Annotated in this window: 13 protein-coding genes; 10 read left to right on the top strand and 3 right to left on the bottom strand. The window is 60.3% G+C overall.

What is annotated here, in order from left to right; translation table 11 throughout:
• The first annotated feature begins 517 nt into the window (after positions 1–517).
• From AB5Y85_RS01265 to rluB, 5 genes are all read left to right on the top strand, one after another.
• The gene (locus AB5Y85_RS01265) at positions 518–1399 is read left to right on the top strand and encodes a PHP domain-containing protein (protein WP_252657391.1); all 882 of its coding nucleotides are present in this window, start codon (positions 518–520) and stop codon (positions 1397–1399) included.
• A 106-nt stretch (positions 1400–1505) separates the two neighbouring features.
• Positions 1506–2126 (top strand): L-threonylcarbamoyladenylate synthase, encoded by a 621-nt coding sequence (locus AB5Y85_RS01260; protein ID WP_005338129.1) that lies wholly within the window; start codon positions 1506–1508, stop codon positions 2124–2126.
• Positions 2119–2988: a ScpA family protein gene (locus AB5Y85_RS01255; protein WP_252657392.1), complete on the top strand. Its 870-nt coding sequence runs from the start codon at positions 2119–2121 to the stop codon at positions 2986–2988. The genes AB5Y85_RS01260 and AB5Y85_RS01255 overlap by 8 nt, the downstream gene beginning before the upstream one ends.
• Entirely contained in the window at positions 2972–3544 is a 573-nt protein-coding gene (scpB, locus tag AB5Y85_RS01250; protein WP_252657393.1) for an SMC-Scp complex subunit ScpB, read from the top strand. Before AB5Y85_RS01255 ends, scpB begins: the two co-directional genes overlap by 17 nt.
• Positions 3545–3678: 134 nt before the next feature.
• Positions 3679–4602, top strand: a complete 924-nt coding sequence (gene rluB / locus AB5Y85_RS01245) for a 23S rRNA pseudouridine(2605) synthase RluB (protein ID WP_005347347.1) — start codon at positions 3679–3681, stop codon at positions 4600–4602.
• A 154-nt stretch (positions 4603–4756) separates the two neighbouring features.
• Here rluB and AB5Y85_RS01240 read toward each other — a convergent pair whose 3' ends face one another.
• Positions 4757–5053: a hypothetical protein gene (locus tag AB5Y85_RS01240; RefSeq protein ID WP_257687836.1), complete on the bottom strand. Its 297-nt coding sequence runs from the start codon at positions 5051–5053 to the stop codon at positions 4757–4759.
• An 18-nt stretch (positions 5054–5071) separates the two neighbouring features.
• Complete coding sequence (locus AB5Y85_RS01235) at positions 5072–5485, bottom strand: hypothetical protein (RefSeq protein WP_257687835.1); 414 nt, start codon at positions 5483–5485, stop codon at positions 5072–5074.
• A gap of 190 nt (positions 5486–5675) precedes the next feature.
• Here AB5Y85_RS01235 and tesB point away from each other — a divergent pair, with 190 nt between their 5' ends.
• A complete protein-coding gene (tesB, locus tag AB5Y85_RS01230) occupies positions 5676–6542 on the top strand; it encodes an acyl-CoA thioesterase II (protein WP_005338122.1) in 867 nt (288 codons plus the stop codon).
• Positions 6543–6620: 78 nt separating this feature from the next.
• Here tesB and aceK read toward each other — a convergent pair whose 3' ends face one another.
• The gene (aceK, locus tag AB5Y85_RS01225) at positions 6621–8348 is read right to left on the bottom strand and encodes a bifunctional isocitrate dehydrogenase kinase/phosphatase (protein WP_058059117.1); all 1728 of its coding nucleotides are present in this window, start codon (positions 8346–8348) and stop codon (positions 6621–6623) included.
• Between the two features lie 206 nt (positions 8349–8554).
• Here aceK and AB5Y85_RS01220 point away from each other — a divergent pair, with 206 nt between their 5' ends.
• The 4 genes from AB5Y85_RS01220 to thrC all read left to right on the top strand — a co-directional run bounded on the left by AB5Y85_RS01220 (position 8555) and on the right by thrC (position 14241).
• A complete protein-coding gene (locus AB5Y85_RS01220) occupies positions 8555–9262 on the top strand; it encodes a tRNA/rRNA methyltransferase (protein ID WP_257687834.1) in 708 nt (235 codons plus the stop codon).
• Between the two features lie 250 nt (positions 9263–9512).
• A complete protein-coding gene (gene thrA, locus AB5Y85_RS01215; protein ID WP_257687833.1) occupies positions 9513–11972 on the top strand; it encodes a bifunctional aspartate kinase/homoserine dehydrogenase I in 2460 nt (819 codons plus the stop codon).
• Positions 11973–11974: 2 nt separating this feature from the next.
• Entirely contained in the window at positions 11975–12970 is a 996-nt protein-coding gene (gene thrB, locus AB5Y85_RS01210) for a homoserine kinase (protein ID WP_257687832.1), read from the top strand.
• The gene (thrC, locus tag AB5Y85_RS01205; RefSeq protein ID WP_257687831.1) at positions 12967–14241 is read left to right on the top strand and encodes a threonine synthase; all 1275 of its coding nucleotides are present in this window, start codon (positions 12967–12969) and stop codon (positions 14239–14241) included. The genes thrB and thrC overlap by 4 nt, the downstream gene beginning before the upstream one ends.
• The last annotated feature ends 264 nt before the right edge of the window (positions 14242–14505 follow it).

The raw sequence follows: 14505 nt of genomic DNA, 5'->3' as shown, positions 1-14505 counted from the left end.
CGCCAGCGGATCGGCCACATAGGGGGCGTTGAGCTTGAGGGTATCGAATTCCCCCAGAGGAAGGCGATGTGTGGCTGTCATAGTGCGTTCCCTTGCGTGTGATGCGTTTTACCGATGTTCATGACATTGAATTCCTTAGAAATTTAATTGGTCCGGGGTGGCTGGTTCAGGGGCGCCATCGCCAGGTCAGCTTGCTTGTCTGAATTCTCGGTTTCATCACAGGTCCATTTGCCGGATAATAAAAAAGCCCGCTGGGGTCAGCGGGCTTTTTCTTTGGGTTCTTAATTTGCTGTCAGATTACAGGTACAGCAACGACCACACGCCCGCATGTCAGGGAGTGTGCCACCACCAGATGGTCAGGATGGAAGTCGTTTGCATGATAAAGTCCTGTAAAAAGATGTTTGCAATGAAGTGCCTACAGAAAACGATAAAGCCGCGGCCAAGTCAAGTCGCTTTTTAGCCTTCTTTCACCGATTTGCCATGAATGGTGACCTGACCACGAGAGCGGAATAACCTGATGAGATTCGATCTTCACTGCCATACCACTGCCTCCGACGGGGTGCTGAGCCCCGCCGAACTGGTGCGCCGCGCCGCCGAGAAACAGGTCGAGGTGTTAGCAGTTACTGACCACGACACCCTCGCCGGGCTTGATGAGGTGCGCCGCACCATCGACGCCGAGCAACTGCCGCTGCGACTGGTGAGCGGGGTCGAGATCTCCACCGGCTGGGAGCATCACGAAATTCATATCGTGGCACTGGGGGTGGATGAAAAAAATCCGCAACTGACCGACTTTCTGGCCGGTCAGCTGGCCCGTCGCGAGGCGCGCGCGCTGGAAATCGGGCGTCGTCTGGAGAAGTGCCTCATCCCCGGCACCTATGAAGAAGCCAAGGCGCTCGCCGGTGACGCTGCCGTGACCCGCGCCCACTTTGCCCGGGTGCTGGTGGCACGCGGGGTGGCCGACAACATGCAGAAGGTATTCAAAAAGTACCTGAGCCGTGGCAATAAAGGCTATACCCCGGCCGAGTGGCCCGATATGAGCGAAGCCATCGCTGCAATTCACGCCGCCGGTGGGTTGGCGGTGCTGGCCCACCCCAGCCGTTACGATCTCACCGCCAAGTGGATCAAGCGGCTGCTGGTGGCCTTCAAGGCGGCCGGTGGGGATGCCATGGAGGTCTCGCTGCCCCAGCAGAGCCCGCAGGAGCGGGCCAATCTGGGCCAGTGGGCCAAGGATCACGACCTCTATATCTCGGTGGGATCGGATTTTCACTTCCCCTCCAACTGGACCGAGCTGGGCCGCCACCTCTGGTTGCCAAAGGAAGGCATGCCAGTCTGGTTGGCCTATCCCGGTCACTTTGGGCTCACCACCGAGCAACATGCCGAGCTGCTGGCGAGCCGGTAACGGCGCCAGCGAAGCGGCCACAAACAGGTTAAGGTAGTGTCATGGGTCTTTGGCCCGTGACCATACGAGCGGGCAGGTATTGCTGCCCCCATTGCGAGAACAAGCTATGAGTCAGCATTTTTACGTACATCCGGAAAACCCCCAGGCCCGTCTGATCGGTCAGGCGGTACAGATCATCCAGAACGGTGGCGTCATCGTCTATCCGACCGACTCCGGTTATGCGCTGGGTTGCCAGATGGGTGACAAGGGCGCGCTGGAGCGCATCTGCCGCATCCGTCGCCTCGACGCCAACCACGACTTCACTCTGGTGTGCCGCGATCTCTCCGAGATCTCCACCTACGCCAAGGTCGACAACAGCGCGTTTCGCCTGATCAAGAACAACACCCCGGGCGCTTACACCTTCATCTTCAAGGCGACCAAAGAGGTGCCGCGCCGCCTGATGAACGAGAAGAAGAAGAGCATCGGCATCCGGGTGCCGGACAACAAGATTGCCCAGGCACTGCTGGAAGCCCTCGGCGAGCCGCTGCTCTCGACCACTCTGATCCTGCCGGACTCCGAGATGGCCGAGTTTGACCCGGAAGAGATCTTCGACAAGCTGGGCAAGCAGATCGATCTGGTGGTCAACGGCGGTTATCTGGGCGAGCAGCCCACCACTGTGGTCGATTTCTCTGACGACGAGCCGGTATTGCGTCGCCGCGGCGCCGGAGACCCGACCCCGTTTGAGTGATGTCGCTGAACCGGTGACAGTCCCTTCCGCCGAGACGGGGACTGGCGCCGCGCTACCCATCGCGAAAGTCTTGGGGCAGCCCTATCACGAGCTGCCTCAGGACCTGTTCATCCCGCCCGATGCGCTGGAGGTGTTCCTCGATACCTTCGAGGGGCCGCTGGATCTGCTGCTTTACCTCATCCGGCGTCAGCAGCTCGATATCCTCAACCTGCCGATCCTGCAGATCACTGCCCAGTACATGGAGTACGTAGAGCTGATGCAGGGGCTCAACCTTGAGCTGGCGGCCGAATATCTGCTGATGGCGGCCTGGCTGGCGGAGATAAAATCCCGCCTGCTGCTGCCCAAGGCGCCGGAGCTGGAGGATGAAGATGAGGGAGAAGACCCGCGGGTGACCCTTATTCGCCGCCTGCAGGAGTACGAGCGTTACAAGGTAGGGGCGGAGAGGGTCAATGAGCTGCCACGGGTGGATCGGGAGATTTATATCGCCGCTGCCTTGCCCCCCGATTTTGGCGCCCTCAAGCCACTGGCGCCCGATGTTTCGCTGGTTGAGCTCGCCCTTTACATGCAAAGTGTGGTAAAACGCGCGACTCATTTCGAACATCACCAGATCCGCCGCGAACAGATCCCGACCCGGGTGCGCATGGCGGAGATCCTCGCCATGCTCACGCTGGGGCAGACCCTGCGCCTTGAGCAGGTGCTGCGCGCCGAAGAGGGGCGCATGGGGGTGCTGGTGACGTTTCTGGCCCTGCTGGAGCTGTGCAAGGAGCAACTGATCTGGATCCTGCAGGCAGAACCGCTGGGCCCAATCCATTTTGCATTGGCCGAGCAGAGCGAGGAGGGCAACCGTGGCGCTGCCCACTGAACGACTCAAGACCCTGATCGAAGCGGCGCTGTTTGTGGCCGGTCGCCCGCTCAATGTCAGCGAACTGAAAAGCAGCGTGCTGGCCGATTATCCGGTGACCAGTCGCTATGTTCAGCTACTGTTGGCCGAGATCAGGCAAGATTACAGCTCGCGAGGCGTCGAACTCAAAGAGGTCGCCTCCGGCTGGCGCTTTCAGGCGCGTCAGGAGTATGCCGAAGAGCTCTCAAGGCTCTGGAGCGAGCGGGCGCCGCGTTATTCGCGCGCCGTGATGGAGACGCTGACCCTTATCGCCTATCGCCAACCCATCACCCGGGCCGAGATAGAAGCGATCCGCGGGGTGGCGGTGTCGAGCCAGATAGTGAATACCCTGAAAGAGCGTGGTTGGGTGCGCAGCATAGGCCACAAAGAGGTGGCGGGTCGCCCCGAGCTGCTCGCTACCACCAGAGAGTTTCTGGATTATTTTAATCTGCAGAGTCTGGAGCAGCTCCCAGAGCTGGATCCGGAGATGCAACCCCTGTTGCCCTCTGCGGTGGACGGGGAGAACGATGCCCGGTGAATGGCGCCCAAGCGTGCCGATGTCACCGAGATATACATTTTTCAACTGTGGCGAGTGCTCCAACCGGCGTTTGTTACAGTTAACCCCGTTGCCCCTATTACCTGTGGGCAGCGATCAACAATCAGGTAACCCCGATGAGTGAAAAACTGCAAAAAGTGTTGGCCCGCGCGGGTCACGGCTCCCGTCGTGAGATGGAGGCCCTGATCACCGCAGGTCGGGTCAGTGTGGATGGCAAGGTCGCCACACTGGGGGATCGCGTCGAAGTGAACGCCGTGATCCGGGTGGATGGTCACCAGGTCAAGACCCGTGCCGCAGAGGAAGTGATCTGCCGCGTACTGGCTTACCACAAGCCGGAAGGGGAGATGTGTACCCGTCACGATCCGGAAGGTCGTCCCACCGTGTTTGATCGCCTGCCCAAGATGGAAGGTGCCCGCTGGATTGCGGTCGGCCGCCTCGACGTCAACACCTCCGGTCTGTTGCTGTTCACTACCGACGGTGAGCTGGCCAACCGTCTGATGCACCCGAGCCACGAAGTGGAGCGGGAATACGCGGTACGTGTCTTTGGCGAGATCACCGAAGCCATGCTGCAGCGTCTGCGCAAGGGCGTGCAGCTGGAAGATGGTACCGCCAAGTTCAACAAGATCAAACCGGCTGGCGGTGAGGGTCTGAACCAGTGGTTCAACGTCACCCTGACCGAAGGTCGCAACCGTGAAGTGCGCCGCCTGTGGGAATCCCAGGAAGTGCAGGTGAGCCGCCTGATGCGTATCCGCTACGGCGACGTCAAGCTGGACCGCGGCATCCCGCGCGGCGGCTGGCAAGAGCTGAAATTGCCGGAAGTGAACTACCTGCGCGGTCTGGTCAACCTGCCGCCGGAGACCGAATCCAAGGTCGATCTGCAGCAAGATGGCAAAACCAGCCGTCACAAGCAGGCAGCCCAGATCCGTCGCGCCGTGCAGCGTCACAAAGAAATGCAGGGCAAAGAGCCGCGCGCTCGCGCCACCACCGCCCGTCGCAAGCCGCAAGCCTCTACCCGCAATTCCGGTACCGGCAGCAAGTAAGCCGACAACCCGTTGCGAACTGCGCGCCGTCAAGTAGCGCACAGTCGGCCAAGCAAAGGCCCGCACCAACTGGTGCGGGCCTTTTCATCTCTAGCGGGGGACCTCCAGCTGCCGGCTGGCTCCGGTCATATGGCAATGATTGCTCTTGCACTCCTCAGTTGGCCGGTGTCATCCACTCTTTGTTGAAGTCGCGGATAAACATCTCTCCCTCTTCATTGCGGGCGGTGACCAGATAGAAGGTGACGTTCTGGCGAAACAACGAGAGGCGGTAGAGGGCGGCGTTGTCCTCCTCCGAGAGGTTCTTTTTCGAGGTGTCGTTGATGGGCACCAGATCTACTTTGCCCTTTTTCAGCAGTTCGACACACTGGTTGAGGCGGTTGGTGGTTCTGACGATCAGCTTCTGCTCGATGGTCACCCGCTCGATGGCATCGGAGAACCACCCCTTGGGCACGCAGGCGGTTTTCTGCTGCTAGGGCGGGGATTCCAGCCCCTTCTGGTCGGGCGTGGTGTACCAGGACTGGATATCGAAGGCGATGGGGGTACTGAACAGCAGGGTGTTGCTGCGCTCGTTGGTCCAGGTAAAGGGGAAGGCGGCGATGGCGTTGCCCAGCTCGATGTTTTTAAGCCCCCTCGGCCAGGGCTGGTAGGAGACCCTCAGATCCGGGTGGCCTGCCGCTTTGAGAGTGGTGAGCACCTTGCTTGCCAGCTCGCCGCCATTGGCCAGCGTCGCTGAAGAGTAGGGGGGCAATTCGCCGGTGATAATTACCGCGCTCTGCACCGTGGCGGCCGGGAGCAGCGAGAGAGCAAACAGGGTGGCAAGAAAGCGAAGGGACGAGCGGAGGCGATAAGTGGCAGAGGGCGTGACCGGATAACGGATGTGCATGGCGGGTGACCTCACCTCTATCGATTGCTGACAGCGTAGCGGTTCTGGCAAGGAAAAAACAGACTCGATAAATGCTGCTGGTCGCGGTGTATGGCCCTTGAAGTTCCCTTTGGCGGGCGGAAGGGGTTGTGGCGGTTGCTCTGCTCCGGTGAGCTTGTTAGCCTGTGCGGCTCTGATAGAGGAGTGAACAATGAGCAAGGTACTTGATGAGCTGCTGGCGTTGCTGGCGCTGGAAAAAATCGAGGAGGGCCTGTTTCGGGGCCAGAGCCAGGATCTCGGTCTGCGGGCCGTGTTTGGCGGACAGGTAATGGGGCAGGCCTTGTCAGCCGCCAAGCAGACGGTCGAGACCGGCCGTCAGGTTCACAGTTTTCACTCCTACTTCCTGCGTCCGGGGGATGTGACCCGTCCCATCGTCTATGACGTGGAGAATATCCGTGATGGCCAGACCGTCTCCACCCGCCGGGTCAAGGCGATTCAGGGCGGCAAGCCCATCTTCTATCTCAACGCCTCGTTTCAGGTGCCGGCCGATGGTTTCGAGCATCAGGCGCAGATGCCGACCGGCATCACCCCGCCGGAGGAGCTCAAGAGCGAGCTGGAGCTGGTGCGTCCCTACGAGAACCTGATCCCGGCCTCCCTGCGGGACAAGATCCTCTGCGAGCAGCCCATCGAGATGCGCCCGGTGACCCTGGTCGACCCTATTCGGCCGACGGTGCAGGATCCGGTGCGTCACGTCTGGTTCAAGGCCAACGGTCAGATGCCGGATGATCTGCGGGTGCACAAATACCTGCTGGCCTACGCCTCTGACTTCAACTTCCTGCTCACCTCGCTGCAGCCGCACGGGGTGTCGTACTGGGAGCCGGATATGCAGGTGGCCACCATCGATCACTCCATGTGGTTCCACCGGGATTTCCGCTTCGACGACTGGCTGCTCTACGTGGTAGACAGCCCGAGCGCCAGCAGCGGTCGCGGTCTGGTGCGCGGTCAGTTCTTTACCCGCGACGGGGTGCTGGTGGCGAGCACTATGCAGGAGGGGGTGATCCGCCGTCGCGGCAGTTAAGTCGCGCAGCGGTCAGCAAAACGGGGTGGCTTGGGCCACCCCGTTTTCGTTGCTGCGATGTGCGCGGACTCTGTGGACTCAGCCGCCGCGCTGGTATTTGAAGCGTTTCTTGCGCCGGTAGGGATAGACATCCTCGAACACCCCAACCTTGATGTTGCTCTGCAGCATCTTCCAGTAGTTGGCGTCGAACATCTCCTTGTGCAGCTGCAACATGATCTCCCGCACCTGCGGCTTTTGCAGCAGGAAGGTGGCGAACTCCTCGGGGAAGATGTCGTTGGGGGCCACCGAGTACCAGGGCTCGGCGCTCCACTCATCCTCGGGGTAGCGGGGCGGCGGGATCTGGCGGAAGTTGCACTCCGTCATGTAGCAGATCTCGTCGTAGTCGTAGAAGACCACCCGGCCGTGGCGGGTGACGCCGAAGTTCTTGAACAGCATGTCTCCCGGGAAGATGTTGGCCGCCGCCAGCTGCTTGATGGCGTTGCCGTACTCCTCCAGCGCGAGCCGGGTCTGCTGCTCGTCCGCCTTGTCCAGATAGAGGTTGAGGGGGATCATCTTGCGCTCGGTGTAGAGGTGCTTGATCACCAGCTTGTCGTCGCTGATGGTGAGCGCCGACGGTGCCACCGTCTTGAGCTCGGCAAGCAGCTCCGGCGAGATGCGGTCCAGCGGAAACTCGAAGTTGGTGAACTCCTGGGTATCGGCCATCCGACCCACCCGATCGTGCTGTTTAACCAGCCGGTATTTTGCCTTCACCTGCTCGTGGCTCACATCCTTGGGAGGCGTGAACTCGTCTTTTATCACCTTGAACACCACATCGTAGGAGGGGAGGGTAAACACGCTCATCACCATCCCCTTGATGCCGGGAGCGATGATGAACTGATCCCGGCTCTGGGCCAGATGGTGGCGGTAGTGGCGATAGAGCTCGGTCTTGCCGTGCTTCTGGCAGCCGATGGCGTTGTAGATCTCGTAATCGGGCTTGTGGGGCATGATCTGGCGCAAGAAGGCGACAAACAGCGCCGGTTCGCGGGCATAAACCATGAAATAGGCGCGGGCGAAACCAAACACGATGGAGGCGAGATCCGGCTCGAAGATCACCGTGTCCACATAGATGCTGTGGCCTGTGCTGAGCAGGGGCAGGATAAAGGGAAAGACCTGATCCCGGGCCCGGATCAGCCCCACCAGATAGGCCCCCTTGTTGCGGTAGAACACCTCTTTGAGCAGCTCGATGGCAAAGGGCTCGTCATGGAGTATTTGCGGGCCGTTCTCTGCAAGATGGCGGTGGATGTCGACAATATCCCGCTGCTTGTCCTCGTAGGGGAGGGTGAAGCTGTAATCGCCAAGTAGCTGGCTCAAGGTCTGCGGCAAGTGGGCCAGATCGGTGCGATAGATGCGCAGCAGGGCGCTCAGATCGGGTTTTTCGCCACGGCTGACAAAGGGGTGGATATAGAGGTTCTCGTCGCGGATATTGCGATGGCGAAAGATCCGCCGATAGACGGAGTTGAAGAAGGACTCCGCCACCTCAAAGTTGTCACAGCGGGGCAGCAGATCGCTGAAGGCGCTCTTGACCCGCTTGAGCAGCTCCTGGGTGGCGTGGTGCTCCCCCATCATCTGGCGGATGGAGCTGGCGGTGGCCCCCACATGGTGGTCATAGAGGCGAATTCGCTCGCGCCCGGCGAGCTGCACCCCCAGCCAGTCACTGTTCTCGAAGCGGCTCTTGCTGCCCTGGGTTATCTCGAGAAACCGGCTGTAAAACGACTCGAAGCGTTGCAAGATAGTCTCGGCGACGGCCTGTTCCAATGGCTGCTGCATCTCTCTCTTCCTTGTGATCTGTCGGGCCGATAGCGCGAAGGATTGGGTGTAATTTGTTCACACGTCTGGCCACTATCGCAACATTCAAACGTCTGTTCAAGTGGCAATTTTCGGGGATAAACGGTAGATTGCGCCCCTGTTTTGGTGATGGTTTAGCGACTGTTTGCTGTCTGTTTGAGAGGCCGTCCGGCCTGTGAGGAAACCCGATGAAGCTCTATTTTGTCCTGGTGGCACCTGCCCGACCTGCGAACGTGGGGGCAGCTGCCCGCGCCATGAAAACCATGGGATTCGATGCCATGCGACTGGTGGCTAGCCGGGTACACGAAGAGGAGGAGGCGAGCTGGGTGGCCCACGGCGCTCAGGAGATCCTGACTCAGGCCGAAGCGTTCGAGACTTTGCCCGAGGCGCTGGCCGACATGGATCTGGTGATCGCCACCACCGCCCGTGAGCGCGGTCGCTACCAGCACTACCTCACGCCGGGGGAGATCCGCGAGCAGATCCGCAGCAAGCCTTCCCTCGACAAGGTCGCCATCGTCTTTGGCTGTGAGGAGTCGGGGCTATCCAACGAGCAGCTGGCCGAGGTCGATCTCATCAGCTATCTGCCCCTCAAGGTGAGCTACCCGTCCCTCAATCTGGGGCAGGCGATCATGCTCTACGCCTACGAGATGAGTCAGCTGATGGATGAGCTGAACGCCGACGGCGACGCTGCGGTAGCAGAAAATTTTGATAACGCCGGGCAGGTTCGGGTGCTGAAAAGCAAAACAGCAGAATTGCTTGGTGAACTCGGGGTTTCGCAGGATGAAAAACTACATCAATGGGTGATGGACCGGGTACCCATGCTGCCGCAGCGGGATTTGAACATGCTCCACTTGCTCTGCAAAGACCTTGCGCGCAAACTTGGCAAAGAGGTTTAAGTTGACAGCCCATCGCCCGCCGCGGTATTGCTAAAAGCCAGCTTCGTCAACGAGTGTTCGTCATGCAGTTATTCACCAACGTCATCACCACCACCATTATTACCGGTACCACCACAGGTGGCACTGGGGCCGGTTGATGCGCTGACGAACAAGCACAGAAATCAAAAAAGGCCCGTACCCACCCAGTACGGGCCTTTTTGTTGGATTGGTTTTTAGATTGAATTTCATAGATTTACAGGGAGAGAAAGCGATGAGAGTGTTGAAATTTGGCGGGTCTTCACTGGCCGATGCAGAACGTTTTTTACGGGTGGCCGATATCGCGGTCAACACCCACGGCCAATCTCAGGTAGCCCTGGTGCTCTCTGCTCCTGCCAAGGTGACCAATCATCTGGTGGCGCTGGTGGAGCAGACCAGTCGCGGCATGGATGCCAGTTCCACCCTGTTTGAAGTCAATGGCATCTTCTCCCGCCTGCTGGCCGGGTTGAAGGCGGCCTATCCGGCGCTCGATGACAAGGCGCTGCTGGCCCGTCTCACCGCCGAGCTGGATCAGGTTGAGCGCCTGATGCAGGGCATCCGTCTGCTGGGACTCTGCCCGGACAACGTGCAAGCGCGCATTCTGAGCCGTGGCGAGAACCTCTCCATCGCCTTTATGCACGAGCTGCTGCGGGTGCGCGGTCTGGATCTGGAGCTGATCGTACCGGAAGAGTTGCTGGTCACCGACGGCGGTTATCTGGAAGCCCATGTCGACATCGAAGCCTCCCGCCTGCGCTTTGCCGCCAAGGGGCTGCGTAGCGATTGCCTCTACCTGATGCCGGGCTTTACCGGTGGCAGCGACAAGGGCGAGACCGTGCTGCTGGGTCGCAACGGCTCCGACTACTCCGCCGCCGTCCTGGCCGCCTGTGTCGATGCCGAGTGCTGCGAGATCTGGACTGACGTCGAGGGCTGCTACAGCTGCGACCCCCGTCTGGTACCGGATGCCTACCTGCTGAAAACCCTCTCCTACAAGGAGGCGATGGAGCTCTCCTACTTCGGCGCCAAGGTGCTGCACCCGAAAACCATCGCGCCGGTGGCCCAGTTCCATATTCCCTGCCTCATCAAGAACAGCTTCAACCCGCAGGGGCCGGGCACCCTGATTGGCCCGGAGAGCGGCGATGATGACCTGAAAGTGAAGGCCATCTCGGATCTCTCCGGCATGTGCATGTTCAACGTCTCCGGCCCCGGCATGAAGGGGATGGTCGGCATGGCCGGTCGCATCTTCTCCGCCGTCTCCCGCGCCGGGGTCAGTATCGTGCTGATCACCCAGTCATCCTCCGAGTACAGCGTCAGCTTCTGTATCCACAGCTACGACAGCGACAAGACCCGCAAGGTGCTGGAGCGCGAGTTCGAGCTCGAATTCAAAAACCAGCTGCTGGAGCCGCTGGATATCATCAGCGATCTGGCGATCATCTCCCTGATCGGTGACGGCATGCGCACCAGCAAGGGGATGGCGGCCCGCTTCTTCACCTCGCTGGCGCAAGCCTCCATCAATATCGTCGCCATTGCACAGGGGTCTAGCGAGCGCTCCATCTCGGCGGTGGTGCGGGATCGCAAGGTGGCGGAAGCCATCAAGGCGTGCCACCAGAACTTCTTTGGCAGCCAGCAGTTTATCGATCTGTTTGTGGTCGGGGTCGGTGGCGTCGGTGCCGCGCTGGTGGATCAGATCGCCCGCCAGCAACCGGTACTGGCCGAGCAGGGCACTGGCCTTCGCGTGGTCGGCATCGCCAACAGCCGCCAGATGGCGGTCAACAAGGATGGCCTGAACCTCGCCAACTGGCGTGAACAGCTGGTGGAAGCCCGCGACAGCTTCTCGCTGGAAGGGGTGAAAAAGCTGGTGGAAGATAGCCACATCATCAACCCGGTGATCGTTGACTGCACCTCCTCCGAGGCGGTGGCCGTCCAGTATGCCGACTTCCTCGCCGCCGGTTTCCATGTGGTGACTCCGAACAAAAAGGCCAACACCGGTTCGCTTGATTACTACAAGGCGCTGCGCCGCACTGCCCGCCAGACTCGCCGCAAGTTCCTGTACGAGACCAACGTGGGCGCCGGTTTGCCGGTTATCGAGAACCTGCAAAACCTCATCAAGGCCGGTGACAAGCTGCGTGCCTTCGATGGCATTCTCTCCGGTTCCCTCTCCTTTATCTTCGGCAAGCTGGATGAAGGGATGGCCTTCTCCGAGGCAACCCAAATCGCTCGCAGCAACGGCTTTACCGAGCCGGATCCCCGCGACGATCTCAACGGCATGGATGTGGCGCGCAAGCTGCTCATTCTGGCTCGTGAAGCCGGCATGGCGCTGGAGCTCTCCGATGTCGAGGTGGAGCAGGCGCTGCCGCCCGGATTTGATGTGAGCGGCGACGTGGAAGCCTTTATGGCCCGCCTGCCCGAAGCCGACGGCTGGTTCCGCGACCAGTTCGCCGCGGCCCAGCGTGAAGGCAAGGTGCTGCGCTATGTGGGTTCCATCGAGGGTGGCAAGTGCAAGGTGGCCATCAAGGCGGTCGGTGGCGACGAGCCGCTGTTCAAGGTCAAAGACGGAGAGAACGCGCTCGCCTTCTTCTCCACCTACTACCAGCCGATCCCGCTGGTGCTGCGCGGCTATGGCGCCGGTACCGAAGTGACTGCGGCGGGCGTCTTTGCCGACGTGCTGCGCACCCAGAACTGGAAGCAGGAGTTGTAAGCATGAGTTCAGACATGTACCCCTCTTATATGACTGAAGGCGGCAGCGTAGTTGCCTATGCCCCAGCCTCCAGCGCCAACCTGAGCGTGGGATTCGATGTACTGGGGGCGGCGCTCGCCCCCGTGGATGGCTCTCTGCTCGGCGATCGGGTGCAGGTAAAAGTGGCTGACGTGCCTTTTGCGCTCTCATCCGTGGGCCGCTACGCCCATAAGCTGCCGGACGATCCGAAAAAGAATATCCTCCATGACTGCTGGGTGGCCTATGGCGAGGCGCTGGAGAAGCGGGGCCTGAAACTCAAGCCGCTGGCGATGGTGCTGGAGAAGAATCTGCCGGTGGGCTCGGGTCTGGGTTCCAGCGCCTGTAGCGTGGTGGCGGCGCTGGAGGGGCTCAACGCCTTCCACGGCGAGCCTCTCGACGAGCACGACATGCTGCTGCTGATGGGGGAGATGGAAGGCAAGATCTCCGGCTCCGTCCACTACGACAACGTGGCCCCCTGTTATCTCGGCGGTATGCAGCTGGTGCTGGAAGAGCACGGCGTTATCAGTCAGGGTATTCCGGTGTTCGATCAGTGGTACTGGGTGGTCTGCTATCCGGGCACTGTGGTCTCTACCGCCGCGGCCCGCGCCATTTTGCCGGCCCAATATCGCCGTCAGGATTGCCTCACCTATGGCCGCCGCCTGGCTGCCTTTGTCCACGCCAGCTACACCGGGCAGGAGGGATTGGCTGCCAGCGTATTGAAAGACGTGATTGCCGAACCCTACCGCGCGGCGCTGATTGAAGGCTTTGCCGAGGTGCGGGCGCAGGCGGCCCAGAACGGGGCGCTGGCTACTGGCATCTCCGGCTCCGGTCCCACCGTGTTTGTGGTGATGAAGGATCTGGCGCAGGCCGAGCGGATGAAAGATTGGATGGAAGCACATTTCGTGCAGAACGAAGATGGATTTGCCCGGGTCTGCAAACTGGACATGGCCGGGGCACGGGTAACAGGAAGCGAGCTATGAATCTCTACAACATCAAGGACAACAGCGAACAGGTGAGCTTCGCGCAGGCGGTGCGTCAGGGCTTGGGTCGCGAACAGGGGCTCTTCTTCCCCGAACAACTCGAACCGCTCGCCGATGTGGATGCCCTGCTGGATCTGCCGCTGGCCGAACGCTCTGCCCGCATCATCAGCCACCTGCTGGGGGATGAAGTACCCGCCGCCAAGGTGAGCGAGCTGATTAACGCCGCCTTCACTTTCCCGGCGCCGCTGGTGAAATTGAAAGATGGCACTTATGCCCTCGAGCTGTTCCACGGCCCGACTCTGGCGTTCAAGGACTTCGGCGGTCGCTTTATGGCCCAGTGCCTCGCGGCCTTCCGCACCAACGACAAGATCACCATCCTCACCGCCACCTCCGGCGACACCGGCGCCGCCGTGGCCCACGCCTTCTACGGGCTGGAGGGGATCGAGGTGGTGATCCTCTATCCCAAGGGCAAGATCAGCCCCTTGCAGGAGAAGCTCTTCTGCACCCTCGGCGGCAATATCCGCACCATCGCCATCGATGGCGACTTCGATGCCTGTCAGGCGCTGGTAAAACAGGCCTTTGACGACGAGGCGCTGAAAAAGGCCATTGGCCTCAACTCCGCCAACTCCATCAATATCAGCCGTCTGCTGGCGCAGGTTTGCTACTACTTCGAAGCGGTGGCCCAGCTGCCCAAAGCCTCCCGCGCCAAGGCGGTGATCAGCGTGCCGTCCGGCAACTTTGGCAACCTCACTGCGGGCCTCATCGCCAAGGCGCTGGGGCTGCCGGTGAAGCGCTTTATCGCCGCCACCAACGCCAACGACACCGTGCCGCGCTACCTGAAAACCGGTCAGTGGGAGCCGCACCAGACAGTGGCCACCCTGTCGAATGCCATGGATGTCAGCCGCCCCAACAACTGGCCACGAGTAGAAGAGCTCTGCCGTCGCAAAGGCTGGGCGTTGGAGACCCTGGGGTCAGGTATGCGTGACGACGCCCAGACTCGCGCCGCCCTGAAACGGCTGCACCAGCTGGATTATCTGTGCGAACCCCACGGGGCCATTGCCTGGGATCTGCTGGGCGAACAGCTGGCCGAGGATGAGGTGGGGGTGTTCCTTTGCACTGCTCATCCCGCCAAGTTTAAAGAGTCGGTGGACGAGATCCTCAATCTCGATGTACCGCTACCCGGCCCGCTGGCCAAACACGCCGAGCTGCCGCTGCTCTCCGTTAATTTGCCCGCGGAGTTTGCCCGGTTAAGGGCGTTTTTGGTGGGTTAAATAATGAAATGTCAGTAAAAAGTAATGTGAACCCGTTAAAAGAATTTAAGTTCTAACTCAAAGTGCTGTACAGACATAGTAAGTGAGGGAGGTGTATACCTCCCTCACTTAATTTTTGTGTATTTTTGGAGTTTTAAGATGTTTATTGATAGTGCTTGTAGTCATAAACCCGACATTCCGCACCTGATTTAGGAATAAATTTGTCGGTAGCGCTCACCCAATACCTCCAAAATGATCTGCTGGTCTCCTGTTAGCTCCGTTACT

The organism is Aeromonas sp. R3-1 (assembly GCF_040908345.1).
Classification (GTDB): Bacteria; Pseudomonadota; Gammaproteobacteria; order Enterobacterales; family Aeromonadaceae; genus Aeromonas; species Aeromonas veronii.
The sequence above is the reverse complement of the archived record's forward strand: the minus strand, read 5'-3'. Positions and strand labels throughout refer to the sequence as shown.

Bases quoted from the DNA above. Each gene is read 5' to 3' on its own strand.
- AB5Y85_RS01265 (WP_252657391.1), top strand. From the start codon at position 518: ATGAGATTCGATCTTCACTGCCATACCACTGCCTCCGACGGGGTGCTG.
- thrC (WP_257687831.1), top strand. From the start codon at position 12,967: ATGAATCTCTACAACATCAAGGACAACAGCGAACAGGTGAGCTTCGCG.
- rluB (WP_005347347.1), top strand. From the start codon at position 3,679: ATGAGTGAAAAACTGCAAAAAGTGTTGGCCCGCGCGGGTCACGGCTCC.
- thrB (WP_257687832.1), top strand. From the start codon at position 11,975: ATGAGTTCAGACATGTACCCCTCTTATATGACTGAAGGCGGCAGCGTA.
- thrA (WP_257687833.1), top strand. From the start codon at position 9,513: ATGAGAGTGTTGAAATTTGGCGGGTCTTCACTGGCCGATGCAGAACGT.
- tesB (WP_005338122.1), top strand. From the start codon at position 5,676: ATGAGCAAGGTACTTGATGAGCTGCTGGCGTTGCTGGCGCTGGAAAAA.
- AB5Y85_RS01220 (WP_257687834.1), top strand. From the start codon at position 8,555: ATGAAGCTCTATTTTGTCCTGGTGGCACCTGCCCGACCTGCGAACGTG.
- AB5Y85_RS01260 (WP_005338129.1), top strand. From the start codon at position 1,506: ATGAGTCAGCATTTTTACGTACATCCGGAAAACCCCCAGGCCCGTCTG.
- aceK (WP_058059117.1), bottom strand. From the start codon at position 8,348: ATGCAGCAGCCATTGGAACAGGCCGTCGCCGAGACTATCTTGCAACGC.
- AB5Y85_RS01235 (WP_257687835.1), bottom strand. From the start codon at position 5,485: ATGCACATCCGTTATCCGGTCACGCCCTCTGCCACTTATCGCCTCCGC.